At 67.4% G+C, this 19,991-nt stretch carries 23 protein-coding genes and 2 pseudogenes; 8 read left to right on the top strand and 17 right to left on the bottom strand.

Annotation, left to right across the window (positions count from 1 at the left end; all coding sequences use genetic code 11):
- A complete protein-coding gene (locus tag BO226_RS20250) occupies nt 1-621 on the bottom strand; it encodes a class I SAM-dependent methyltransferase (RefSeq protein ID WP_064256065.1) in 621 nt (206 codons plus the stop codon).
- Nucleotides 622-707: 86 nt separating this feature from the next.
- On the opposite strand from BO226_RS20250, the gene BO226_RS20245 reads away from it, so the two are divergent.
- Entirely contained in the window at nt 708-998 is a 291-nt protein-coding gene (locus tag BO226_RS20245; protein ID WP_064256066.1) for a putative quinol monooxygenase, read from the top strand.
- A gap of 47 nt (nt 999-1,045) precedes the next feature.
- Here the strand turns inward: BO226_RS20245 and BO226_RS20240 are convergent, their stop codons facing one another.
- From BO226_RS20240 to BO226_RS20230, 3 genes and pseudogenes are all read right to left on the bottom strand, one after another.
- A complete protein-coding gene (locus BO226_RS20240; RefSeq protein WP_064256067.1) occupies nt 1,046-2,026 on the bottom strand; it encodes a pirin family protein in 981 nt (326 codons plus the stop codon).
- 59 nt (nt 2,027-2,085) lie between these two features.
- Nucleotides 2,086-2,985 carry a spermidine synthase gene (locus tag BO226_RS20235; RefSeq protein ID WP_064256068.1) on the bottom strand — a complete coding sequence of 300 codons (900 nt, stop codon included), beginning with the start codon at nt 2,983-2,985 and terminating at the stop codon, nt 2,086-2,088.
- A gap of 65 nt (nt 2,986-3,050) precedes the next feature.
- Nucleotides 3,051-3,341: pseudogene (locus tag BO226_RS20230) on the bottom strand (MFS transporter); the annotation flags it as partial.
- Between the two features lie 71 nt (nt 3,342-3,412).
- Here BO226_RS20230 and BO226_RS20225 point away from each other — a divergent pair.
- Nucleotides 3,413-4,136 (top strand): annotated as a pseudogene (locus BO226_RS20225) (LLM class flavin-dependent oxidoreductase); the annotation flags it as partial.
- A 120-nt stretch (nt 4,137-4,256) separates the two neighbouring features.
- Nucleotides 4,257-5,594 carry a glucosylglycerate hydrolase gene (ggh, locus tag BO226_RS20220; protein ID WP_064256070.1) on the top strand — a complete coding sequence of 446 codons (1,338 nt, stop codon included), beginning with the start codon at nt 4,257-4,259 and terminating at the stop codon, nt 5,592-5,594.
- Between the two features lie 49 nt (nt 5,595-5,643).
- On the opposite strand, the gene BO226_RS20215 is transcribed toward ggh, so the two are convergent.
- From BO226_RS20215 to BO226_RS20205, 3 genes are all read right to left on the bottom strand, one after another.
- Complete coding sequence (locus tag BO226_RS20215) at nt 5,644-7,722, bottom strand: PhoX family protein (RefSeq protein ID WP_064256071.1); 2,079 nt, start codon at nt 7,720-7,722, stop codon at nt 5,644-5,646.
- A gap of 111 nt (nt 7,723-7,833) precedes the next feature.
- On the bottom strand, nt 7,834-9,084 hold the full coding sequence (locus tag BO226_RS20210; protein WP_064256072.1) for an alpha/beta fold hydrolase: 1,251 nt from the start codon (nt 9,082-9,084) through the stop codon (nt 7,834-7,836).
- Between the two features lie 60 nt (nt 9,085-9,144).
- Nucleotides 9,145-9,939 (bottom strand): LLM class F420-dependent oxidoreductase, encoded by a 795-nt coding sequence (locus BO226_RS20205; RefSeq protein WP_006550857.1) that lies wholly within the window; start codon nt 9,937-9,939, stop codon nt 9,145-9,147.
- A 366-nt stretch (nt 9,940-10,305) separates the two neighbouring features.
- Here BO226_RS20205 and BO226_RS20200 point away from each other — a divergent pair, with 366 nt between their 5' ends.
- From BO226_RS20200 to BO226_RS20190, 3 genes are all read left to right on the top strand, one after another.
- The gene (locus BO226_RS20200; protein WP_019290518.1) at nt 10,306-11,262 is read left to right on the top strand and encodes an ERCC4 domain-containing protein; all 957 of its coding nucleotides are present in this window, start codon (nt 10,306-10,308) and stop codon (nt 11,260-11,262) included.
- Nucleotides 11,263-11,629: 367 nt separating this feature from the next.
- On the top strand, nt 11,630-11,818 hold the full coding sequence (locus BO226_RS20195; RefSeq protein ID WP_019290519.1) for a hypothetical protein: 189 nt from the start codon (nt 11,630-11,632) through the stop codon (nt 11,816-11,818).
- 6 nt (nt 11,819-11,824) lie between these two features.
- The gene (locus BO226_RS20190; RefSeq protein WP_024102496.1) at nt 11,825-12,037 is read left to right on the top strand and encodes a transposase; all 213 of its coding nucleotides are present in this window, start codon (nt 11,825-11,827) and stop codon (nt 12,035-12,037) included.
- Nucleotides 12,038-12,194: 157 nt separating this feature from the next.
- On the opposite strand, the gene BO226_RS20185 is transcribed toward BO226_RS20190, so the two are convergent.
- On the bottom strand, nt 12,195-12,821 hold the full coding sequence (locus tag BO226_RS20185; RefSeq protein ID WP_006550849.1) for a TetR/AcrR family transcriptional regulator: 627 nt from the start codon (nt 12,819-12,821) through the stop codon (nt 12,195-12,197).
- Between the two features lie 102 nt (nt 12,822-12,923).
- On the opposite strand from BO226_RS20185, the gene BO226_RS20180 reads away from it, so the two are divergent.
- Both BO226_RS20180 and BO226_RS20175 read left to right on the top strand, forming a co-directional pair.
- Complete coding sequence (locus tag BO226_RS20180; protein ID WP_064256074.1) at nt 12,924-14,093, top strand: acyl-CoA dehydrogenase family protein; 1,170 nt, start codon at nt 12,924-12,926, stop codon at nt 14,091-14,093.
- Nucleotides 14,094-14,103: 10 nt separating this feature from the next.
- On the top strand, nt 14,104-15,240 hold the full coding sequence (locus BO226_RS20175) for an acyl-CoA dehydrogenase family protein (protein WP_064256075.1): 1,137 nt from the start codon (nt 14,104-14,106) through the stop codon (nt 15,238-15,240).
- Between the two features lie 10 nt (nt 15,241-15,250).
- Here the strand turns inward: BO226_RS20175 and BO226_RS20170 are convergent, their stop codons facing one another.
- Genes BO226_RS20170 through BO226_RS20130 form a run of 9 tightly spaced genes read right to left on the bottom strand, consistent with a single transcriptional unit; the run spans nt 15,251 to nt 19,986 of the window.
- Complete coding sequence (locus BO226_RS20170; RefSeq protein WP_064256076.1) at nt 15,251-15,544, bottom strand: gas vesicle protein K; 294 nt, start codon at nt 15,542-15,544, stop codon at nt 15,251-15,253.
- Entirely contained in the window at nt 15,541-15,768 is a 228-nt protein-coding gene (locus BO226_RS20165; protein WP_060652494.1) for a gas vesicle protein, read from the bottom strand. The genes BO226_RS20170 and BO226_RS20165 overlap by 4 nt, the downstream gene beginning before the upstream one ends.
- Entirely contained in the window at nt 15,765-16,553 is a 789-nt protein-coding gene (locus BO226_RS20160; RefSeq protein ID WP_006550844.1) for a GvpL/GvpF family gas vesicle protein, read from the bottom strand. Before BO226_RS20160 ends, BO226_RS20165 begins: the two co-directional genes overlap by 4 nt.
- Nucleotides 16,546-16,944 carry a gas vesicle protein GvpJ gene (gvpJ, locus tag BO226_RS20155; protein ID WP_024102486.1) on the bottom strand — a complete coding sequence of 133 codons (399 nt, stop codon included), beginning with the start codon at nt 16,942-16,944 and terminating at the stop codon, nt 16,546-16,548. The genes BO226_RS20160 and gvpJ (BO226_RS20155) overlap by 8 nt, the downstream gene beginning before the upstream one ends.
- The gene (gene gvpO / locus BO226_RS20150; RefSeq protein ID WP_064256077.1) at nt 16,941-17,237 is read right to left on the bottom strand and encodes a gas vesicle protein GvpO; all 297 of its coding nucleotides are present in this window, start codon (nt 17,235-17,237) and stop codon (nt 16,941-16,943) included. Before gvpO ends, gvpJ (BO226_RS20155) begins: the two co-directional genes overlap by 4 nt.
- A 4-nt stretch (nt 17,238-17,241) precedes the next feature.
- Nucleotides 17,242-17,496, bottom strand: a complete 255-nt coding sequence (locus BO226_RS20145; protein WP_019290525.1) for a gas vesicle protein GvpG — start codon at nt 17,494-17,496, stop codon at nt 17,242-17,244.
- Between the two features lie 2 nt (nt 17,497-17,498).
- Nucleotides 17,499-18,311, bottom strand: coding sequence for a GvpL/GvpF family gas vesicle protein (locus BO226_RS20140; RefSeq protein ID WP_064256078.1), 813 nt, complete (start codon nt 18,309-18,311; stop codon nt 17,499-17,501).
- The gene (gvpJ, locus tag BO226_RS20135; RefSeq protein ID WP_024102484.1) at nt 18,311-18,721 is read right to left on the bottom strand and encodes a gas vesicle protein GvpJ; all 411 of its coding nucleotides are present in this window, start codon (nt 18,719-18,721) and stop codon (nt 18,311-18,313) included. Before gvpJ (BO226_RS20135) ends, BO226_RS20140 begins: the two co-directional genes overlap by 1 nt.
- The gene (locus BO226_RS20130) at nt 18,718-19,986 is read right to left on the bottom strand and encodes an SRPBCC family protein (RefSeq protein WP_064256079.1); all 1,269 of its coding nucleotides are present in this window, start codon (nt 19,984-19,986) and stop codon (nt 18,718-18,720) included. The genes gvpJ (BO226_RS20135) and BO226_RS20130 overlap by 4 nt, the downstream gene beginning before the upstream one ends.
- Nucleotides 19,987-19,991 lie beyond the last annotated feature (5 nt).

Here is a 19,991-nt window from a genome sequence, read left to right as displayed (position 1 = left end):
TCAGCGTCGGCGCGCCGCCAGGTGGACGTCGGGGAAGCGATGGTCGGCGTCGGGGCGGCCGACCGTCCGCCACACCTCGTCGAATCCGGCGTCGGACAACGCCGCGGCGAGACGATCCGGGTGCCACCGCCACGCCGGCGCCACCGCGTGATCGAACTCGACCACCTCGCCCGGGATGTCGGTTGTCTGGCCCACGATGAGCACCACGCCGCCGGACGGAATCCGCTCCGTCCAGCCGTCGAGGATCCCGGGGATCTCGAACGGCGGAACGTGGATGAGGCTGAACCGCGCGATGATCGCGCTCGGAACCACGTCGCGGAGTTCGTCGGACCCGAGTCGCGCGTCGTCCCGCACGAATCGCAGCGCGGGGTAGGCGCCCCGCGCGATGCGCAGCATCTCGGTGCTGGGATCGAGGCCGATCACGTCGAGTCCGCGGTCGGCGAGATCCGCGGCCACGTATCCGGGCCCGCAGCCCACGTCCAGCACGACACCCTGCACCTGGCTCTGGCACACCATCTCGGCGAAGGCGGCGACGGTGTGGCGTTCGAGCGGAGTCAGGTACGGATCGGGAAACAGCTCGACGTACAGATCCGCGAGGGCATCGTATCCGGGCTGGGTCACTCCGGCATGGTACGACGGGCCGCGATGAGTTCGACCCCGTTCGCAGGTCCTATCCACGACGAGGCAGTGACCACGGGAGGGAATTCATGATCATCGTCGCAGGACATCTCACCGTCGACGCCGACAGGCGTGAGTTCTATCTGGCGACCTGCAGGTCCGTCGTCGAGGCCGCCCGTAGAGCGCCGGGCTGCCTCGACTTCGCTGTCACCGCCGACCTGATCGAGCCCGACCGCGTCTGCATCTACGAACGGTGGGAGTCACAGGCACACCTCGACGACTTCCGCGGCAGCGGACCCGACGGCGATCAGGCCCGGGAGATCCGGTCGATGGAGGTCTCCGAGTACCTCGTCCCGGATGTGCAGCCGTCGAACGAGTAGTTCTCGTCGCAGATCCCGCCGGAAATCGACAGGATCTGCGCACGCCGTCAGCGTTGCTCGAGCTTCTCGTCGGGATACCGCGCGAACCGGCCGGCGTCACGTTCGTGCACGGGACCGTCGCTGTCCCAGGGCCATCCGCCGAATCCGGTGCGGCGGTAGTCCTCGAACGCCTGGCGGACACCCGCCTCGTCGTTGAGCACGAACGGGCCGTACGAGACGACGGGTTCGCCGATCGGGCGACCCTGCAGCATCAGGATCTGCGTGCCCTCGTCGCCGCCGGTGAGGTGCACCGGCACCGACGCGTCGACGACGACCCCGTGCCCGGACTCGATCGTCCGGTCACCGATCCGCACGGGGGAACCGTTGTACACGTACAGGACCCGTTGCGTCTGCTCACCGCGCGCGGCCGGCAGTTCCCAGCGCGCACCGGACGACAGGTCGATGTTCCAGATCGCCACGTCGGTGCCGGGTCGGGACGCCCACGAATTCGGCGGGGGCGGCGGCGGAGTCACGTCGTCGAGCTCACCGGCGATGACGCGGACGGAGACGGTGCGTCCGTCCTCGTCCGAGACGGTCACGGTGGGGGTGTCCTCGTTCCACAGCATCGAGAAGTGCGGATCGACGGTCTTCGACTCGGCGGGCAGGTTCAGCCAGATCTGGAACAACTCGAGCGGATTGTCCGAATCCTTGTTCAGCAGAGGGAACATCTCGCTGTGGACGACCCCGTTGCCGGCGGTGAGCCACTGCGTGTCGCCCTCACCGAAACGCGCCGCCGCACCCACCGAATCGGAGTGGTCGACGAAACCCGAGCGCACGAAGGTCACCGTCTCGAAGCCGCGGTGCGGGTGCCCGGGGAATCCTGGGACGGTGGTGCCGTGGTACATGCTCCAGCCCGCAGGGTTGCCGAAGTCCTGGCCGAGCGGGCGGCCGTCGAGCGACGCGTCGGGTCCGAGCTCGTCGTTGCCCGCCGGATACGCGTCGACGTGGTGTGCGACGAACAGGAAGGGATCGATCGTCTGCCAGGGCATACCGAGCCGGAAGACCTGGAGTACCGGAGTAGGGGCTGCTGACGTCATGACCCGTGCAACTACGTGCCCGTGCTCTTTGTTCCGGGCGGTGTGGTGGCCTCGCTGTCGTCGAGCACGCGCGCCCCGGCGGCGAACTTCTCGACCTGGTCACCCAGCCGGATCTGCGCGGGGACGGCTCCGCCGAGCAGGTCGCGGGCCAGGGCCGGGGAGTCACCGAGCGGCAGGTCGCTGCCGGCGATGACGACGTTGCCGTAGCGGCGTCCCTTGAACATCGCGGGGTCGGCGATGATCACGGTGTGCTCGAAGACCTCACCGATCGTCGCGGCCTCACGTTTCGCGACGGTCAGGTCGCGGAAGTCGCCGCAGTTGACGACGTAGACACCGCCGGGCGCGAGCACGCGTCGGGCGTGCTGTGTGAACTGGAGGGTGGTGAGTGCGACGGGAGTGCGGTTGTAGGCGAAGACATCCCGCACGATCACGTCGCGGCTCGCGTCGGAGAGCGAGGTGAGGACCTGACGGGCCTCCCCCACCCGGATACGCAGCAACGGAGCGCGGGGCAGATCGAACCAGTGGCGGACGAGTTCGGCGAGGCGACCGTCGATCTCGACGACGACCTGCCGAGCGTCGGGGTAGACCGCGGCGAAGTAGCGCGCCATCGTGCACGCACCCCCACCGAGGTGCAGCACGCGCAATCTAGAGTCGTGTTCGAACCTGCTCTCGACGAGCATCGCGACCCACCGCATGTACTCGAACTCGAGCAGGGCCGGGTCGCTCAGGTCGATGTGCGAGCTGGGCACCCCGTTGATCTCGAGGACCCATCCGTCGGCGAGATAGCGGTCCTTGACGAGCTCGCACGTACCCGTGTCGATGTCGTACAACCCCTCGGCCGGGCCGCCCGGTGCACCCGTCTTCTCCTTGCGCGGCGACGATGCGGCGCGGCCACCTCGTTGCCTGCTCATACGACGAGCCTAGTACCGGCTCGTTTGCCTCGGATCAGAGGTGGAGGTCCTCCCTGCGCATCATCGCGGTCGCCGATGTGGCCGAAGACGACACCGCCGATGGGTCGGACCACGAAACCCACGGCGAAGGTCGCGAAGGCCGGCATCGTGCCGACGAACGAACTCTGGTCGGGGAAGAACAGCTGGTTGAACACCAGGCTCGCAGCCGTCGCGTAGAGGAAGAAGTCGTACCACTCCACGAAGTCGTACCACTCCACCGTGGTGCCGAGCAGGCTCGCCGCGACCACGGTGCGTAGTCTCCTGCGACGATCGAGATCGGACTCGGGTGCGGAACTGGGCTGTGACAGCGTGGTCACGGACTCGATTCCCGGTGGTGGACAGCGTGCAACCCGGCGACGCCAACCACGTCCGACACATTCACACACGGGCGGGCAACGGCCCGGTCGACTTCAAGGGCGAGTACATCCGGGTCGAGAACGCCCAGCTCCAGCGCATCCCCCGATCCGGTGCCGCCGCTCTTCTTCGGCGGGTCCTCTCCTGCCGCCGGCACCGTCGCATCGCAGTTCTGCGACACCTATCTCACGTGGGGTGAGCCGCCGGCCGCCGTCGCCGACAAGATCGCGTGGATCCGCGGCCTTGCCGACATCCAGGGACGCACCCTCGACTACGGCATCCGCCTGCACGTCATCAGCCGGGACACCTCCGACGAGGCCTGGGCCGAGGCCGACCGCCTGCTCTCCGCGCTCGACCCCGCGACCATCGAGAAGGCCCAGCAGAGCCTGGCCCGCTCCGGTTCCGAGGGGCAGCGCCGGATGGTCGAGCTGCACGGCGGCGGCAGCGCTTACGCCGCGAGCAAGGACGCCCACAGCCTCGAGGTCTCCCCCAACCTGTGGGCGGGAGTCGGACTCGTCCGCGGTGGCGCGGGCACCGCGCTCGTGGGTTCCCACGAGGAGGTCGCCGACCGCATCGCCGAGTACGCCGAGATCGGACTCGACCACTTCGTGCTGTCGGGCTACCCGCATCTCGAGGAGGCCTACCGCTTCGGAGAGGGCGTGCGTCCGATCCTCGAGCGTCGCGGCCTGCTCGCCCCGGCCTCCCACCGCCCGGGCGACCTGTCGGGCTCGACGGCCTTCCTGCCCTCCGCGCACTGACCATCCCCTGACACATCGATACAGCACAGCTCGACACAGCGCCGGCACGAAATGTGTCGGCGCTGTTACAGCTGCGGCCCTCGTCGTGCGGATCCGTCCGCAGCACAGAGAATGGGGGCCATGCCGGACCGAGGATTCACCTCCACACAGCTCGCCGCACGCGCGGCGTACCTGCTGCGTGGGAACGACCTGGGCGCCATGACGAGTGCCGCTCCCAAGCTTTATCCACACATGTGGAGTTGGGATGCGGCGTTCGTCGCCGTGGGGCTCGCGCCACTCAGTGTCGAACGGGCGGTGGTCGAACTCGACACCCTGCTCTCGGCACAGTGGAAGAACGGGATGATCCCGCACATCGTCTTCGCCAACGGTGTCGACGGCTACTTCCCCGGCCCGGCGCGCTGGGCGGTCTCCGAACTGGCCGCGCACGCACCGGCGCAGGTGCAGACCTCGGGCATCACACAGCCTCCCGTGCACGCCATCGCCGTACAGCGCATCCTCGAGCATTCACGACGGCACGGCCGCTCGACACGTGCTGTCGCCGAGGAGTTCCTGGATCGCCGGTGGGCGGATCTCGTGCGGTGGCACCGCTGGCTCGCGCACGCACGCGATCTCGACGGCAACGGCCGCATCGCGCTGTACCACGGGTGGGAGTCGGGCATGGACAACTCCCCGCGCTGGGATACGGCGTACGCCAACGTTATCGCCGGTCCGGTGCCGCCCTTCCATCGCGAGGATCTCGAGCACGTCGCCGACGCCACCCAGCGACCCACCGACCGTGAATACGCGCGTTATCTGTGGTTGCTCGAGGAGATGAAGACGGCGCGCTACGAGGACAGCGTGCTCGCGAAGGCCATGAGCTTCGCGGTCGAGGACGTCTTCGTCAGCGCGGTGTTCTCACTGTCGTGCGAGGTGCTTGCAACCATCGGTGAGGAGCATTCCCGTCCCAACGCGGATGTGCGCGAGCTGTATCAGTGGGCCGAGCAGTTCCGGAAGGGCGTGATCGCCACGACCGACTCCCGCACGGGCGCGGCGAAGGATTTCGATCTACGCAGCGGGAAGTGGGTCGCCACCGACACTCTCGCGATGTTCGCGCCACTGCTGTGCGGCGGTCTCGACCGGCAGGCCGAGAGGGCGCTGCTGCGCACCTTCGAAGGGCCGAAGTTCTGCGGGCATCCGGATCTTCGCTATGCAGTACCGCCGTCGACGTCCCCCGTCTCGGGCGACTTCCGTCCCCGCGAGTACTGGCGCGGACCGGTGTGGCCCGTGATGACGTGGTTGTTCTCGTGGGCGTTCGCCCGTCGTGGCTGGGCCGAACGGGCCAACGTGCTTCGCGCGGAAGGACTCCGGCAGGCGAGCGACGGCACCTTCGCCGAGTACTACGAACCGTTCACCGGTGACCCGCTCGGCAGCATGCAGCAGTCGTGGACCGCCGCAGCGGTATTGGACTGGCTCGGATGACCCGTGCGTGGTTCCGGGAGCGAGCGCGACCGGAACCACGCACGAGGTGTCAGACCCCGATACGTCCGCCGTCGGACTTCCACGCCGCGACCACGGCGGGACGCGGCTGGGAGTCGCCTCCGTCGGGCCAGTGCGAGGCCGGCGACGCCCACGACGCGTCGTCCGTCTCCCCGGGATGCTGCACGCACACCACGACCCGGCCGTCCTGCACGATCGGCCCGCACGTCTCGGCGCCGATCGGCACGGTGAGGAACTGCTTCGTCTCACCGCGACGCGGACCGTCGAGGACGACGCTGAACAATCCGTCGTTGGAGCCGAGTGCGTTGCCGTCGGTCGAGATCCACAGATTGCCGAACGAATCGAAGGCCAGGTTGTCGGGGCACGAGATCGGACTGACCTGCGACTTGTCGAAGCCGCCGAAGTAGGTGTCGGCCTCGTTCGGGTCCCCGCACACGAGCAGCAGCGTCCACGTGAAGGACGTACCCGCGTGGTCGTCGTCGATCTCGAGGACCTGACCGTTCTTGTTGTTCTCGCGCGGATTCGCCTCGTCGGCCGGCGCGGCGCCGTCGACGCCGCGCTTGGTGTTGTTGGTGAGTGCGACGTAGACCTTGCCGGTGACCGGATTCGGTTCGAAGTCCTCGGGGCGATCCATCTTCGTCGCGCCCACCCGGTCGCCGGCGAGGCGGGTGAACACCGCGACCTCTTCGGCGCTCATGCCGTCGACCAGCGACTCGGCGCTGCCGTCCTCGTTCGCGCGCAGCAGCGGGATCCACTCGCCGCTGCCGCGGAACTCGCCGGCCTCGGGAAGTGTTCCGGATCCGTCGATCTCGTCCGGATGGTCACCGCTGAGCTTCGCGACGTAGAGCGTGCCGGCGTCGAGCAGGGTCATGTTGTGCCGCATCGCAGCTCGCGAGTTTCCGGGCTGCATCTTCCGCGACGAGACGAACTTGTACATGTAGTCGAAGCGTTCGTCGTCACCGCTGTACGACACGACGGTGCCGTCGTCGGTGATGTGGACGGTGGCCGCCTCGTGCTTGAACCGTCCCAGTGCGGTGTGCTTGACGGGCACCGAATTCGGATCCCACGGATCGATCTCGACGATCCACCCGAACCGGTTGACCTCGTTGGGTTCCGCGGCGATGTCGAAGCGCCGGTCGAATCGTTCCCACTTCCGTTCGGTTTCCGCGCCCTCGAGTCCGTACCGGGCGAGACGTTCGGCAACGACCGGATCGGTGACGCTCTCGGCGTTGGCGAAGTACTGGTTGAAGTTCTCCTCACCCGACAGCACGGTGCCCCACGGCGTGAGGCCACCGGCGCAGTTGTTGAACGTCCCTGCGACCCGCGTACCGGTCGGGTCGGCGGTGGTCTTCAGCAGGTCGCTGCCCGCGGCCGGTCCGGTGAGAAGGAACTCGGTTGTTCCGGTGATACGACGGTTGTACTCGCCGAATTCCGGTGTCAGGCGCCCGGTCCCGGGCTCGCCCTTCACCTGGACGACCGACAGCCCGTGACCGGCGATGCCGATGCGTACCTGTTCCTCGGTCGGGTCGTCCGCATCGTAATCGGCGAACATGAAGGGCTCGGTGGTGTATTCGTGATTGACGACGAGCAGGTAGGTGTCGGGTCGGCCGTCCACCGGGAGCAGACCGGCGAAGTCGTTGTTGAACCCGAACTGCTTCTCCTGAGCGGTCGCCGTCTGGTTGCCGATGTCGAAGGGCGGTGCATCGGGCAGCACCGGATCCCCCCATCGGATGACGACGTCGTTCTCGTATCCCTCCGGAACCGTCACCGCGTCATCGGTGTTCGGCGCGACCGCCGTGAAGTTCGTGCCGTCGGGCACCGGCCCGAGATCGCCTGCCGCCCCCGCGTCACTACCGGCGGCGGCAGCGGAATCGTCCGCACAGGCCGTCAGAACGCCACCGGCGCCGACGGCGAGCACGGCCATGGCCCCGCCCCGCAGGACCCCGCGACGCGAGACGGCCGCGCGCACGATGTCGCCGAAGTATTCACTGCGGGAGGTGTTCGGAACGGCGTGCGAACAGGCATCCCCGCACTTGTACTTGCACGTGATGTTCGAGCGCGACGATATGCCGTCGTGCGTGACGAACAAGGGCAGGACTCTACGGGCCACAACGTTCTCCTCGTAAATCGGTTCGACGCCGGAACCGTAGGAGCGTCAGGCGAGTCGGACGGAACGAGAAGGTGAACACCCGATGAGCATTCGGCGGCCGTGAGACGGCGGTCACAGACCGGGCCGAGGTCCGCCCGGGGCGATGCGGTCGGGATCCACGATCGGCCGGACACCGGGACGGTCGTCATCGAAGAACGCGCCATCCGGCGACTCCTCCTCGTCGTCCTCGACCTCGCCGGGCCTGCCGTCGACGAAGGGCACCACCCGGTTCGTGATCGCGGTGTTGTATTCCGCGGGAGCCTGGATCGGATTGGCGTGTCCGGTGCGGTCGAGTTTCGACACCAGCAGCGTGCCGTCGACACCGCCGGACTGGTCGATCAGGATCCGGTGACTGTACTCGACGTCGACGACGTTGTCGTTCACGGCGTTCCGTGGCCGGAGGAACGCTATGGCGGGACGGATCTTGTCGTCGCGTTCGTCGGCGAGTGCCCTCAGGTTGTCGATTGCACCGGAGGCGACGATCGCCCGGAACTGCGATTCGATCAGTCCGTTGCTCGCGGCGTCGGTCGAGAAGATCTTGTCGTGGAGCACCTCGACCGCGACGTCGTGCAACTCTTCGGTGTCGATACGGCGGTACCACCGGTCCGAGGGGAGCACGAAACGGTCCATGCGGGCGGCGACCTCGACGAGCATGCGCATGCTGCGGCTCTCCCGTGCGCCGGGCAGCCAGCCGATCCAGCGCAACAGGTCCTCACCGGCGTCGCGCGCGTCGGCCCGCACGGCGTGCAGGTCGAGTGGCGTGCAGTCCAGGATCACGCCGGTCACCTCGAGATCGGTGTCCTGATACAGGTGCTGGGCGACCTCGAGGGCGATGATCCCACCCATGCTGTGCCCGGTGAGCACGATGTTCTCGATCCCGGACCACGCGGCACGCTCGTGGATCAGGCGGCTGACGACGGCGGTGTCGAGACCGCTGTTGTCGTACTCGACCGCCCACACCTGCCCGAGTTCGCTCAGTGCGGGCAGTGCCGTGGCGGTCTCGGTCGCGTCGAGGTTGCCCAGGCCCACCAGGTCGACGACCGCCGTGTCGCGGTCCTCCCGCGTCGCCGCGTCGTGGATCGGATGTAGCTGTGGCTGCGTGAGAGCGAGTCGCTCACGGACCGGCGCGACGTCCCATGCCCAGTACTGGGTGAACAGGGCGACGAGCGGGAGCGCCGCGACGGCGGTGCGCGCGAGGGCTCGTCGAAGCCGGCCGAACCGTACCCAGTGATGACCGGCGCGGGTATCGCGGAGACGTCGCCGCCGCCGACCGTCGTCCCAGTCGTCGGCGGTGCAGGGCGGTAGCCATGGTGCGTTCGACATGCACCACCGATGCTACCGACGTACTGTGCTCGGCTCAGGGCCCGTCGGCACGGGCCGGGATCAGCTCAGCCCCGTCAGCGGGGGTGCGGAGTTGTCGTCTCGCCACGCGATGGCTTCGCGCAGTTCGGTGAGGTCGTAGTCGGGACCACCGACACCCACCGTGAACTGCGTGATCCCGAGCTCCACATAGGACGGGGCCGCGTCGGCGCCGGGCCACGAGGTGGACCGTTCGATGTCCTCGGGTCGACGACCGGCCTCGGCGCAGCGCTGCGCGAGGATCTCGGATTTCTCGGCGTGGGTCTCCATCTCGCCGAAGCTGTGCCAGATGTCCGCGTACTTTGCGACCATCGGAAGCGTCTTCTTCGGGCCGCCGCCACCGATGAGGATGGGAATGTGCCGGGTGGGCTGCGGGTTCAGCTTGCCGAGGCGATTCACGATGCGGGGCATGTACTCGGCGAGCAGGTCGAGGCGGGAGCCCTTGGTGCCGAACTCGTAGCCGTACTCGTCGTAATCTCGTTCGAACCAGCCCGAGCCGATGCCGAGGATGAGACGACCGCCGCTGATGTGGTCGACGGTGCGGGCCATGTCGGCGAGCAGGTCGGGGTTGCGGTAGCCGCCACCGGTGACCAGTGCGCCGATCTCCACACGCTCGGTCTGCTCCGCCCAGGCGCCGAGCATCGTCCAGCACTCGAAGTGGGCGCCGTCGGGGTTGCCGTAGAGCGGGTAGAAGTGGTCCCAGTTGAACACGATGTCGGCGCCTGCGTCCTCGGCGCGGAGCACGGTGTCGCGGATGACGCCGTAATCGGGTTGCTGCTGGGGCTGTAGTTGGAGTCCGATGCGAATGGGGCGCGTCATGGAGTCCAGGTTAAGAGAGTGTGTCTCATGTGGACGGCTTCTTGAAGCAAGTGAGTGCAGCACCGAGATGGAGGAACCCGACGAAATGTTCCCCGCAGGGCTCGATAGCGATCGGCGGACGAGGGGAACGCGCACGACGATGACCTCCAGCTCGGGCGCAGCCGGACGGCGGGCCTTCTGCCCGGCCGAACCTCTGCTCTTGTCGGACATGTGGCAGGACCTTTCATCGACGACCGGTTTCTGTCGCGCCCACCCGATGCATTCCTGCCTCGCACACGCGTGTCCGGCAGGCTTGTCGGCGGGCGATCGGTATCGGACACTGCTCGGTATGTATCGCCGAGCGAAAGGCCGCCGAACTTCGTGGACATGGTGATCGCCCGCAACCCGGACCCGGAATCACGGCTGCCGTTCCTGCTGCGCCTGCCCCTGTCGGACGGACTGGTGTTTCGCACCTCCGACACCTGGCCGCGTACCAAAGCCCTGTTCTGCTATCCCGTTCCGGCCGACGAGTGGCCTGAGGACCCCGAGATCGTCGAGCAGGTTCGGTTGCGTTCGTGTGTGCGTCGCGGCGCCGCGATCGACGTGGTCCTGGACCGGGGACGGGAGAACCGGTCGCAGATCGTGTTCACCCAAGCTCGGGGGCGCGATGCCGTGTTCTGGCAATCCCCGCGCACTCGGAAGCAGGCACGTCCGAATGTGCGCACCCCCACCGCCCGAGCCGCCGGCATCGCCGAACTGACGATCGTCGTCGATTCCCACGAGCGTTACCCCTACAAATTCCCCGGGCAGCAGGTCGACACCGTCCGCCGTGCGCTGGCGTGCGGAGACTACGGTCTGCTCGTCGACGACCGGTTGGTCGCCTCGGTCGAACGCAAGTCGTTGGCCGACCTGGTAGGCAGCCTGACCAGCGGGAGGCTGCGTTTCGCGATGGCCGAGCTCGCTGCCCTGCCCCGCGCCGCAGTGGTGGTCGAAGACCGTTACTCGGCGGTGTTCAAGTTCGAACGGGTCCGGCCGGCGATGATCGCGGACGGTCTCGCCGAGCTGCAGGTCCGCTACCCCGGTGTGCCGATCGTGTTCTGCGAGACTCGTCAGCTCGCCGAGGAGTGGACCTACCGCTATCTCGCCGCCGCGCACGAGTGGACCGGCGTCGAGGACGCGGCGTGTGACCGCATCACACCGCAGCACAAGGACGCTCCCACCGCGGAACCGTCCACCGCCGACGTACGCGCGTGGGCCCGCGGCGAGGGCATGAAGGTCCCCGATCGTGGCCGGCTCCGTCCCCAGGTGTGGGCGGCCTGGCGCAACGCTCACGCCTCGGGGTGAGGCTGAACGCCGCAGCAGCCGATGCCACGTCCTGCCGTTTCGTGCGGAAGGCGCGGCGACTGCCACGCGCGCTCGATAGACCGCGCCCCATCCAGCGGTTCGACGCCACGCCGTGCTGAGCACGGCGATCACGTCATCGTCGAGCACGATTACTGAATCGTCCCTGATTTCATCGAGGGTGAGCCAGACATCCCGGAAGGATCACCCCAGACTCATCATGGCGAACTACAAATACCCTCAGGAACTGGCGTGAGCGAGCGACCCGACTCGCCGTCGAAGCCCGCCGTGACCCCGACACCCGCACCGGCGCGCCATCAACCGGATCGCCGAGCAGACCGGCGTCCACAAGGAAGCCCTGCGGACCTGGGTGCGCAAAGCCGAAGACGACGAGCTCCCGACCGAGCCGGTCGATGCCGAAGCGCGCATCCGCCGTCCGGAGAAAGAGAACCGCGAACTACGGCAGTTGATGGAGATATTTCGCTCTGCCACAGTGTTTTTCGCGAAGGTGGAGTTCGTCCCCCGCAAGTGGGAGGTGGCCCCACGCCGACTGAAGTAATCGCCTGTGTTCATCGACGAACACAAACACCGCTGGGGGATCGAACCGATCTGTCGCGTTCTGTCGGAGAACACCGGCCGGGAAGACGTCGAAGCGGCCACCGTGCAATGGGTGCATTGGTTCGATACCGAACGGGTCCACGGCATACTCGACTACCGCACCCCGACCGAGATCGAGACCGCCTGCTATGCACAACCACCGGCCGCACCTGCGGCCTGAGGACTGAACACACGCTCAGCCTCAACAAGACTCGGGACTTGACGATCCAGTGGAACAACCCGACCCGAGTGGTCGGACGATCAGCCATGCCAGCAGAGCGACCGTTACCGCACAACCATATTCACAGCAACGCGCTCAGCTGATCGGTGCATTCGGGCTAAGGAAACATCTCGTATCGTCGCCCGAGTTCCCGCAGGAAGGACTCGAGAACGAGGTCGAAGCTCTCGGCATCGATCTCGGCGGCGTACTCGCGAAGCCGATGCGCCTGCGACAGATGCGGATACCGCTCGTTGTAGGTGTCGATGTGATCGTCGAATCCGCCCGCGAACGAGGTGATCGCGGAACCGATGACGATGTACTTGATCGAGGCTCCGATCATCGTTGCGAAGCGGGGCGGCCAGCCGGCGCGGGTGAGGCCGCCGTGGATGGCGTCGGACGCCTGGAGGGAGACGGGCCGGGTGCCGGGACTCGAGGCGAGGAAGGGCACCATATTCGGGTGCGCGGCGAGCGCGTCGCGGTAGGTGCGAGCCCAGCGTCGGAGCGCTTCCTGCCAGTCGTCCTCGGCGAACCCGCTGACGTCGACCGATTCACCGATGGCGTCGGCGATGTCGTCGAGCAGTTCTTCCTTGGTGGCGTAGTGGCTGTACAGCGACGGGGCGCGAACACCCAGTTCGGCGGCGATCCGACGCATCGAGACGGCGTCGAGGCCGTGCTCGTCGACGAGTCGTAGCGTGACGTCGCGGATGAGCTCACGGCTGAGCAGAGGCGTGCGCGGGCGCGCCATCCATCGTCCTCCTTCCGGCCCGGCCTGGACGAGCTAACAATGTAAGGTTAGTTTGGAATCGCGAGGAGCGCTACGGCGCCGGCATCCCTGGAAGGTCCCTCCATGAACCTGAAGCTCACCGAGGAGGAGCGTGCGTTCCGCGACGAACTGCGCACCTTCTTCACCACCGAGATCCCCGCCGAAGTGCGTGCGAAGACCGCCTCCGGCACTCCGCTGGGCAAGGACGACTACGTCGCCGTCCAGCGCATCCTGCATTCGCGCGGCCTCGCCGTTCCCAACTGGCCCGTCGAATGGGGCGGTCAGGACTGGACGCCGATGCAGCGCAACATCTGGCTCAGCGAGCTGCAGCTCGCGTCGGTGCCCGACCCGCTGCCGTTCAACGCGTCCATGATCGGGCCGGTCATCGCGCAGTTCGGCTCGCAGGAGATGAAGGAACGCTTCCTCCCCGCCACCGCCAACCTCGACATCTGGTGGTGCCAGGGCTTCTCCGAGCCCGAGGCCGGCTCCGACCTCGCGTCCCTCAAGACCCGCGCCGTCCGCGACGGTGACGACTACATCGTCAACGGTCAGAAGACGTGGACGACGCTCGCGCAGCACGCCGACTGGATCTTCTGCCTCGTCCGCACCGATCCGAACGCGAAGAAGCAGGCCGGCATCTCGATGCTGCTCTTCCCGATGGACACCCCGGGCGTCACCCTCCGTCCGATCAAACTGATCGACGGCAGCTACGAGGTCAACGAGGTGTTCTTCGAAGACGTGCGCGTTCCCGCCGAGAACCTCGTCGGCGAGGAGAATACCGGCTGGACGCAGGCGAAGTTCCTGCTCGGCAACGAGCGCACCGGCATCGCCCGGGTCGGCGCCACCAAGGTCAAGCTCGCGCGGGCGAAGTCCCTCGCGGCCGAGACCCGCTACGGCAGCGGCTCGCTGCTCGACGACCCGATCTTCGCGGCACGCCTGGCCGAACTCGAGAACGAGCTGCTCGCTCTCGAGCTCACCCAGCTACGCGTCGTCGCGGGCTCGGCCGACGGCAAGCCCAACCCGGCGTCGTCGCTGCTCAAGATGCGCGGCTCCGAGCTGCAGCAGGCCGCGACCGAACTGCTCGTCGACATCGCCGGCCCCGATTCGCTGCCCGCCGGCGAGGCCGGTATCGACTCGCCCGACTGGGCGCAGCTGACGATGCCGACCTACCTCAACAACCGCAAGGTCACCATCTACGGCGGGTCGAACGAGGTTCAGCGTTCGATCATCGCTTCCTCGATTCTCGGACTGTGAGGCCCCGGACATGAACTTCGAACTCGACACCGAACAGGACATGCTCCGCGCGACCGTCCGCGACCTGCTCTCCGGCGCGTACGACGTCGAGTCGCGCAACCGGGTGGCCGAAGGTGACCTGGGCTGGAACCGCGACGTATGGAAGCAACTCGGCGAACTCGGCGTGCTCGGCCTGCCCTTCGCGGAGGAGCACGGCGGCATGGGAGCCGGACCGGTGGAGGTCATGGCCGTCATGACCGAGATCGGCCGCGCGCTCGCACCCGAGCCCGTGCTCGACTGCGTCTACCTGCCCGGCCGGCTCGTCGCCGAGGTCGGCACCGACGCGCAGCGCTCCGACATCCTGCCGCGACTGTCCGAGGGCACCGTGCTCCTCGCGTTCGCGCACGACGAGCCGGGCAGCCGCTGGCCGCACACCGAGGTGGCCACCACCGCGGCGCGCGACGGCGACTCCTGGACCGTCTCCGGTCGCAAGAATCCTGTGCTGCACGGTGATTGCGCCGACACCTTCATCGTCTCCGCCAAGTTGCCGGAGGGCGGCGTCGGACTGTTCGTCGTCGACGCATCGGCGGACGGTCTGGTCCGCACGCCGTACCGCACCCACGACGAGCGTCGCGGTGCGCAACTCGTGCTCGACGATGTTGCGGCGACCCCGCTCGGTGAGGCGGCCGACGCGTCCGCCGCCATCACCGCGGCGCAGGTGCACGCGCAGGCGGCACTGTGCGCCGAGGCGGTCGGTGCCCTCGACTCCTCGGTGCAGCTGACCACGAGCTACCTCAAGCAGCGCAAGCAGTTCGGTGTGCCGCTGTCGATGTTCCAGGCGCTCACCCACCGTGCGGCCGACATGTACGTGCTGTACGAGCTGGCGTCGAGCATGAGCCTGTACGCGACCATGGCCCTCGCCGACGGCATCGTCGACCCGACCATCGCCTCGCGCGCCAAGCTGCAGGTCGGCCGGTCCGCTCGGAAGATCGGCCAGGAGTCCGTGCAGATGCACGGCGGCATCGGTGTCACGGCCGAGCACTCCATCGGCCACTACCTGAGCCGCCTGACCGCGATCGAGCACACCCTCGGCACCATGGACGATCACCTGCGGGTGCTCGCCGGCGGTGTGAAGGACTACGAGCTCGTGGAGATCGCCGCAATGTGACCGATCGGGCTCACTCCCGGGGCAGCAGTGTCCCCAGCGGACCGAGATCGATGTTGAGATCCTCGGGGGTGAGCCCGAAATGGTCGCGCAGCTCGCCCATGCGCTGCTCGAGCAGCATCAGTGTCGTGCCGAGCCGTTCGATCTGCTCGTCGCTGAGATCCCCTGCATCCATGCGGTGCAGGGCCTGACGTTCCATCAGCTGCCGGAGCACTTCGACGAGCGTGAGCACCAGCGTCACCAGACCCCGCTCCACGGATTCGGGATCGGCGTCGATACGCGACGGGAAGTTCACCGGCTCGCTCACGAACCCTCCCGGGCCCCACGGGGAACGGGGACGTCGACCCCGGGCAGGGACAGGGTACTGATCGACGAGATCAACGCGCGTAACGAGATCCGCACCAGATCGATCTCCGCGATCGACAGCGTGATGTCGCCGGTGATGACCACGCCGCCCGACAGCACCCGATCCAGCAGATCGATCAAAGCGATCCGCCGTTCCTCGTCCACCGATCCGTCGGCGTATCTCACGGCGAGATCCGTTCTGCTCCAGCGAACGAGTAGGGCGGCCACGGGCCGCTCGTCTCGAGCCTGATCCCCGGATTCAGGGACCCGAGTTCCTCCACCTCGGAATAGAATTCGTCCGCCCTGTCGTCGTCGACGAGATATGTCCCGTTGAGCAGCATCCACTCCTGGCTGCCGCTCAGTGCCGGATCGGTCGGCGCGCTCCGGCGACCCGCGGCCGACACACGCAGCAACCGATCGTGGATATCGGCGGCGCGTTCGGCCGCATCGCGTTCGATGCTCTCCTGCGCCGCCAGTTGCGCGCGACGACGCAGCAGATAGGCCGTGCCCCTGCCGGAACCCGCACCCTCCGCATGCGCTTCCGCGGCGGCCGCGGTCAGCGCCTTGCGATCGGCGAACGCCTTGACCCCCCATTCGGTACGACCGGTCACGAGGGCGAGCGCAGACGCGAACTGCTCCCGGTGCTCGGTGAGCAGGGCCCGGACCCGTTCGTCGTCGAGGCAGACGGTCGCGAGTCGGAGGGGTACCACGGAGACGTGCCGTGCCAATCCGGCGACGACCGAATCATGGGCGCGGGCCACTCTTTCCAGCCAGTCCAGGTCCTCTAGATTGCGAGCCAGTGCGGCCTCGCCGAAATCGTCCAGGGGCACCGTTCCGACGACGGCGGTCAGTCCGCCCTCCTGCACTGTGCGGACCTGCTCGCCGGCGACGCCGGAGGCGCCCTCGGTCTCGTGGCCGACGAGCGTCCCGTCGGTCACGGCGTACATCCAGGTCCCGGTCGTGTCAGTCACGGTTCTCCTCGTCCACGATCTCCGCCGGTTCCGGCTCCAGTTCCTCCGCTCGGGCCTCGAGTGCGGCCAACCGTTCGCGAAGCTGCCGGTTCTCCAATTCGAGTTCCACCCGGCTCGAATCGACCTCGGGTGAGCGAGCCTTGCTCGTCAACCACGGATCGCTCTCCCACCAGTCGATCCCGACGGCCTTGGCCGTCTCGAGCGATGCGATGACGAGGCGGAGCTTGATCGTGAGCAGTTCGATGTCGAGCAGATTCACCTGGATGTCGCCGGCGATGACCAACCCCTTGTCCAGGACACGTTCGAGGATGTCGCCGAGATTGGTCGACCGTCCTCCACCCCCGTAGGGCTGCGGCGACGACATGCCGCCTCCCCCACCGACCACCGTCATGACCCGGTCCTTGCGCCGATGTCGCTGCTGCCGCGTCCGTAACGCCGGGTCCGCCGGTACGCGAGCAGTTCACCGTCCAGATCGACCTCCACCTCGTAGAGCGCGAGCATGTCGGCCGACGACGGAATCCGCCTGTCTTCCACGACCTCCACCTCGACGACCCATCCGTCCTCGGTGGGTTCGACGGAGGTGACCCCCTGAGCTTCCTTCGAGGTCAGTTCCTTCAGATGTGTGAGGGCCGCCGATGCGGCCTCGGCCGCCGAGATCGCGGGCGGGCCGGTGTCCTGCGCCACGGGATCACTCCTTTCCCCCGGCGGGGCCGGAGCCGCCCCGGGAGATCATGCGGTTCAGCACGGCCTGCTGCGCCTCGTCCTTCTCCTCGGGGGTCAGCTCACCCGCCTCCGCCGCTTCCTCGATCTGCTCGAGTTCGCGCCGCACGTTGGCGGGATCGTGCAGTTGCTGTTCGACCTGCTCCTGGATGATCTCTCCGAGCCACATCACTCCCCTGACGGGAGCGAGGGGCAGCGTGAGCAGGGAGGTCAGCAGACCCATCGTCAACCTCCTTCGCCGGGGTCGGATTTCGCCACGAAGTCGTAGGCCGCCATCGGGCCGAGCAACGAGATCTCGACCCGGTCCTCCCATTCCCGACCCAGTTCCTGCAGGGCCTGTTCGAGTTCGTCCTGCCGCTCGAGTTCGACGAGGACGGCGATGTGCACGGCATCCTGCTCGTGCGTGGGTTGCCGCTCGTTGACCATCGGGTCGAGCGACGACAGGGCCTCGACCGTGCGGCGCGTGTCCTCGTTCCGTTTGGCCTCGATCGCCGCGTTGATGATTTCCCCGAGCGCCATTCGCGCCTCGCGGGTCGCGTCCTCGGACTGCCCACGGATCTGCTCCCGCAACTGCGCCGCCTCGGAGTTCTCCTCGAGGATCTCCTGCAGGATCGCCCTCTCGTCGTACCGTCCCTTCACGACGAACTGTGCGAGACCGTCGAGTTGGTCGAGGGCCGAGGCGAGTTCGTCCTCGTTCCCCTCGAGCAATTCCGCGGCCACCGCGTCCCGGTCGGTGAGGACGGCACCGAATCTCAGCGGGAGCACGGGGGCGACCGTCACGGTCCCGTCGAGCAACGCGGCGTGCGCCTGGAGATCGTCCGGTGTGCCGAGAGCGCGATCGGTCGGGATCTCGCTCACCAGTGCAGCGATGCGACCGGACTTGACCACCGACACCTCGGCCGGCGGATTGCCCACCCCTTCCGCATGCTCCTCCGGTTCCACATCCGACGGGACGATGCCGTAGACGTAGACCGCAGTGGTCGTGGCGGTTTCGTCGCTGTCGCCCTGCTCGGGTCGTTCGGTCTGTTCGGTGGACATCAGTCCTCACCCCTGCGTGATCGTCGAGCGGGCTGCCGCTGCTCCTGGACGTCCCCGAGGAACTCGCTGACTTTCTCCCCCGCAGCCTCGAGCGCGCCTTTCGTCTTGTGCTTGGAACCGCCGGAGGTGATGTCGCCGACGAGATCCGGAAGGCCCTTCGGCTCGTTGTCGGAGATCTCGAGCCGGTTCACCGCTTCCGCGAAACGCAGATAGGTGTCGACACTGGCCACGACGACGCGGGCGTCGATGGTGAGCAGTTCGATACCGACGAGCGAGACACGCACGAACGCGTCGATGACGAGGCCCTTGTCGAGGATGGTGTCGATGACGTCGGCGAGGCCGGACGAGTTGGGACGGGCCATACCGCCCCCGCCGCCTCCACCGCCGCCCCCTGCAGGTTGGATGGTCATGACCGGGATCCTCTCGAGCGGGACGAGCGCGTACCGGTGCTCTTCGTCGCCCGGGTCCGCTTGGCGGGCGCACGTTTCCGAGGCGGTTCGGGCTCTTCCTCTTCGTCGTCGGGTTCTTCGTCGGAGGACTCGTCCTCCTCGGGATACTCGTCCTCGAGATCCTCCTCGTCCTCGGCCGACTCCTCGTCGCCTTCGTCCTCGGACGGCTCACTCTCCTCGAAATCCTCGTCCTCGTCGCGGATCTCGTCCTCGTCACCGGAGGCGTCGGTCTCCCACTCTTCGCCGTTCTCGCCGGTGTCCTCCTGCTCCTGCTCCTCTTCCTCCCGGCGCGCGGTCTCGTCGTCCTTGACGACCTCGCTGTCGCGGATCTCGCCGTGCCAGCCGACGACGTCGTCGGGATGCAACACGGCTTCGGTCATGACGTGGCGCCGGAAGTGCTTCAGTTCCAGGCGTGACCGGCGACCCACCGCCCGCCACAGATTCGCGGTGCGCTCGAACAGGCCCCGGGGGTGGTACTCGAGCACCAGGAGTATCCGGGTGAGATCCGGCGTGAGTTCATGGAAGGTCACCGCGCCGTCGATGTAACCTTTTCCTCCCTTGGAACGCCACACGATCCGTTCGAACGGCACCTGTTCGAGGATCGTGGACTCCCAGTTCCGACGCGACCAGAAAACCTTGCCCGTCCAATGGAGTTTCTCGTCCTGGACCTGCTCGACCTGTTCGACCTTCTTCATGAACTTCGGCCAGTCGGCGAATTGCGTCCACAGGTCGTAGGCCAGATCGACCGGCACTCCCACGTCGATGCTCTCGACGATGTTGGTGAGCTTGATCTTCTTGTTGCCGCCGCCGCCCCCCTTGCCCCCGCCGGTGACGGCCTCCTTGACGTCCTCGAACTTGTCCTTCGCCGTGTTCTTCAGATTCTCGAACCCCGAGCTCGCCGCCGCCTTCAGCGGCGACTCGCCCTGAGCGAGCTTGTCGACGCCGGTGAGCGCACTGGCCAGATTTCCGCCTTTGCCCTCGGAGTAATCCTGTAATCGTCCCGCCGTGCCGGTGACCCTGTCCGACAGGCTCGACAACGCATTCTGCGCGACGGTTCCTGCGAGGCCCTGCAACGACTGCTGCAGACCGCCGGTCAGTCCGCCCGTGGCCTTCCCCGCCGTGTCCGAGGCGGTGCGGCCCGCCTTACCGGCGGTATCGGTCGCGGTCTTCCCGGCCTTGCCCACCGCGTCGGCGACTCCGCCCGATACATCGCTCAACCTGGCCATCGCTC

Source organism: Rhodococcus sp. 2G, from assembly GCF_001886355.1.
Taxonomy (GTDB): Bacteria; Actinomycetota; Actinomycetes; order Mycobacteriales; family Mycobacteriaceae; genus Rhodococcus; species Rhodococcus pyridinivorans.
The sequence above is the reverse complement of the archived record's forward strand: the minus strand, read 5'-3'. Positions and strand labels throughout refer to the sequence as shown.

What these genes read in the sequence shown, in the direction of transcription:
- BO226_RS20140 (WP_064256078.1), bottom strand. Translation starts at nt 18,311, where the DNA reads ATGTCCACCGAACAGACCGAACGACCCGAGCAGGGCGACAGCGACGAA.
- BO226_RS20235 (WP_064256068.1), bottom strand. Translation starts at nt 2,985, where the DNA reads ATGAGCAGGCAACGAGGTGGCCGCGCCGCATCGTCGCCGCGCAAGGAG.
- BO226_RS20240 (WP_064256067.1), bottom strand. Translation starts at nt 2,026, where the DNA reads ATGCCCTGGCAGACGATCGATCCCTTCCTGTTCGTCGCACACCACGTC.
- BO226_RS20145 (WP_019290525.1), bottom strand. Translation starts at nt 17,496, where the DNA reads ATGGGTCTGCTGACCTCCCTGCTCACGCTGCCCCTCGCTCCCGTCAGG.
- BO226_RS20200 (WP_019290518.1), top strand. Translation starts at nt 10,306, where the DNA reads ATGGTGATCGCCCGCAACCCGGACCCGGAATCACGGCTGCCGTTCCTG.
- gvpJ (WP_024102484.1), bottom strand. Translation starts at nt 18,721, where the DNA reads ATGACCATCCAACCTGCAGGGGGCGGCGGTGGAGGCGGCGGGGGCGGT.
- BO226_RS20175 (WP_064256075.1), top strand. Translation starts at nt 14,104, where the DNA reads ATGAACTTCGAACTCGACACCGAACAGGACATGCTCCGCGCGACCGTC.
- BO226_RS20210 (WP_064256072.1), bottom strand. Translation starts at nt 9,084, where the DNA reads ATGTCGAACGCACCATGGCTACCGCCCTGCACCGCCGACGACTGGGAC.
- BO226_RS20205 (WP_006550857.1), bottom strand. Translation starts at nt 9,939, where the DNA reads ATGACGCGCCCCATTCGCATCGGACTCCAACTACAGCCCCAGCAGCAA.
- BO226_RS20245 (WP_064256066.1), top strand. Translation starts at nt 708, where the DNA reads ATGATCATCGTCGCAGGACATCTCACCGTCGACGCCGACAGGCGTGAG.
- BO226_RS20130 (WP_064256079.1), bottom strand. Translation starts at nt 19,986, where the DNA reads ATGGCCAGGTTGAGCGATGTATCGGGCGGAGTCGCCGACGCGGTGGGC.
- ggh (WP_064256070.1), top strand. Translation starts at nt 4,257, where the DNA reads ATGCCGGACCGAGGATTCACCTCCACACAGCTCGCCGCACGCGCGGCG.
- BO226_RS20180 (WP_064256074.1), top strand. Translation starts at nt 12,924, where the DNA reads ATGAACCTGAAGCTCACCGAGGAGGAGCGTGCGTTCCGCGACGAACTG.
- BO226_RS20185 (WP_006550849.1), bottom strand. Translation starts at nt 12,821, where the DNA reads ATGGCGCGCCCGCGCACGCCTCTGCTCAGCCGTGAGCTCATCCGCGAC.
- gvpJ (WP_024102486.1), bottom strand. Translation starts at nt 16,944, where the DNA reads ATGACGGTGGTCGGTGGGGGAGGCGGCATGTCGTCGCCGCAGCCCTAC.